Raw genomic sequence first — 2552 nt, 5'->3', positions numbered from 1 at the left:
GGGCGTGAACGCCCGGGGGAATCGCTAGTCCAGATTTCATTGAAGAGGCTCAGTGGTCGCCTAACATGACTAGTGGAACGGAACTACTTCCCCGTCAATCACGCCAACGGCAATATGGCTACCATCAGTGAAGTTGAAAATATAGTACGGCTCGTCAATGCCGGGGTACAATGGCGCCCTGAAGGTGATGCTTTTAAAGGCATCGGTGTATCCGGCATCCGTCAGTCGGTCATCCGCTTCGCGGATACCGAGAAAATTTTCGGGAGACCATTCGATCTTCTGGTCCCCTAGCCAAGGCTGGTCGACAACCACTGGGGCCGAGAAAGCACCCCAGCCGGTGGACTGGATGGTGGCGGTCCTGTTTCCTGGAAGCCGGAAGATGAAACGCCATTCGGTGATATCAGTGACGTCATCCGTGGAACCTGCAGGCGACTTACCCTGACCCTCAAGGAGTTCAGCATCGGGATAGAGGGCCCGGACCCGGGATACGGCGATATTGGCCATCCCCAGGAAACTCAGCGACTCGTGAGGGTTCTTTGCCTGGGCTCCCTGCGAGCTCGTCGGGGCGAGAGTCGCCGCAGAGGCAACGTCAAGGCCACCCACAGATAATACGGCAGCGACGATCGCAACCACAGCAAGACGGCTCCTCTTCATTTTTCTCCCCTTCGATAAAATGTGCGTTCCAGGAGCGGACTACTCGAGTTCTGTGCGCACGTTCAACAGGTGTCTCTGCCACGTAGCCCGCGCGTAACTCAAGTCCATTCACGGCTCTGATGTCAAGACGGGGGGAGTCATATCCGGCTGATGCTCATGAATAGGCCAAGTGAGAGTGTCGGCTCTTTGATTTAGAAATAAATATACTGCCGGTTGTAGGGGTTGCCTCAGCGAAGGGCATCGCCCGGCATTGTTGAGTGCTCGGGGATTTCTGAACCACATCGAGGCGCGATCAGTTGTGGACTACCGCACGCTCTCGACGTCTACTGCTGGATTCCGCTTTCGGTGGGTGTAGCCGCTGGTAGCGGGGCGGTTGGGGGTGCTCGGGGGCGGGTGCTGGGGCAGGGTCGCGCCCGTGCTGGTGGCCGACGCCCCTGCGGGCCGAGCGGCGACTTCCACGACGGTCTCGACAGGCCGGGGCATCGGCAATGTCGTCGCCATTCGCGGATGCGTCCGTCCACCCACACGACGCCGTGCCGGTCACGCCGCCCTGGTCGGGCAACGGCCCCAAGCCGCAGCGCCGCTACCGGGACAAGCCGTCCCCGGTGGCTGCGCTGGTGACCGCCCAGGAACGGCAGGCCTTCACCGAGGTGACCTGGCGCGAAGGCTCTCGTGGACCGATGCGCTCTCGTGCGGAGCGTCAGGCTGAGGCAGAGCAGGGCGCTCCTCAGCCCGAGTACGGCCGGGAGGGTCGGCTCCGGCCGTCGGCCGGCCATGACCGACTACAAGACCGGTGATGCTGCAGCGCCTGTTCCAGTGCTTCTTGGACCGGCCCAGGCAGCGGCTCGTGGACTTGTGCCCAGTCGATGACGGCCTGGGTGACGGCATGCAGTTTGGTGTTGGCGAGCGGAGACGCCACTCGCAGCAAAGTGAAGCCGTCGCGTGCGCTGCGGCGATGGGCATCAGCCGCCGTTCGTCGTCGGGCGGATGAGCAAGAGGGCGATGTCGTCGTGGCGGGCGACGCCCCGTTCGGCGTGGTGGATGAGGGCGTCGGCGAGGTCGTCCAGGTCCTGGCCCGGGGCCTGGGCGAGGCGCTGGGCCAGGTCGTGGGTGGTGTGGTCGATGTCGGTGCCAGGAGTTTCCACAAGCCCGTCGGTGTACAGGACGAGGACACAACCCGGTTCGAGGGGGATTTCGGTGGTGCTGTAGTGGGCGGCGGGGTCGATGCCGAGGAGCAGCCCGGGTGGCAGGCGGAGGACTTCTGTCCGGCCGTCGGGATGCCGGAGCAGGGGCGGGGGATGTCCGGCGTTGGCCAGCCGGGCGCGGTGGCGAACCACATCGAGGTGGGCGATCAGGCAGCTGGTGAACAGCCCCGGGTCAAGGTCGGTCAAGAGACGGTTGGTGCGGGCGAGGATGTCGTCGGGGGGCGTTCCGTCGCTGGCGTGAGCGTGGACGGCGGTGCGGACCTGCCCCATCAGGGCGGCGGCGGTGGTGTCGTGGCCCTGGACGTCGCCGATCGCCGCAGCGGCGGTGGTGTCGTCACGGCGGATGAGGTCGTAGAAGTCGCCGCCGATGTCCACGCCGTGCCCGGCAGGGAGGTAGCGGGCGGCGACCTCCAAGCCCCGGATACGGGGCATGGCCTGGGGCAGAAGGCCACTCTGCAGGCTGCGGGCCAGGGCGTGCTTGGCGTCGTAGAGGCGGGCGCGATCCAGAGCCTGGGCGATCAGTCCGGCAAGAGAGGTGAGGATGGCGCGTTCTGCCGGGGGAAAGGGGCGGGCCTGGTCGTAGGTGAGGACGAGAGAGCCGATGGGACGCCCGGAGACGGTCAGAGGCAGGAAGGCCCATGCGTTGGTCTTCTCGTAACGGGGGGCCTTGGGATAGGCACGCCGGAAGTCGGC

Annotated in this window: 2 protein-coding genes and 1 pseudogene; 1 reads left to right on the top strand and 2 read right to left on the bottom strand. The window is 65.2% G+C overall.

Annotation, left to right across the window (positions count from 1 at the left end; translation table 11 throughout):
* Positions 1–69 precede the first annotated feature (69 nt).
* Positions 70–654 (bottom strand): hypothetical protein, encoded by a 585-nt coding sequence (locus AB0N17_RS46020; RefSeq protein ID WP_366017637.1) that lies wholly within the window; start codon positions 652–654, stop codon positions 70–72.
* 397 nt (positions 655–1051) lie between these two features.
* Here AB0N17_RS46020 and AB0N17_RS46015 point away from each other — a divergent pair.
* A pseudogene (locus tag AB0N17_RS46015) lies at positions 1052–1343 on the top strand (transposase); the annotation flags it as partial.
* Between the two features lie 273 nt (positions 1344–1616).
* On the opposite strand, the gene AB0N17_RS46010 reads toward AB0N17_RS46015, so the two are convergent.
* On the bottom strand, positions 1617–2552 hold a 936-nt coding region (locus tag AB0N17_RS46010; RefSeq protein WP_366017636.1), incomplete at its 5' end, for a GAF domain-containing SpoIIE family protein phosphatase.

Source organism: Streptomyces sp. NPDC051133 (genome assembly GCF_040682635.1).
In the GTDB taxonomy this organism is placed as follows: Bacteria; Actinomycetota; Actinomycetes; order Streptomycetales; family Streptomycetaceae; genus Streptomyces.
This window is presented reverse-complemented; position numbering and strand designations above follow the sequence as displayed.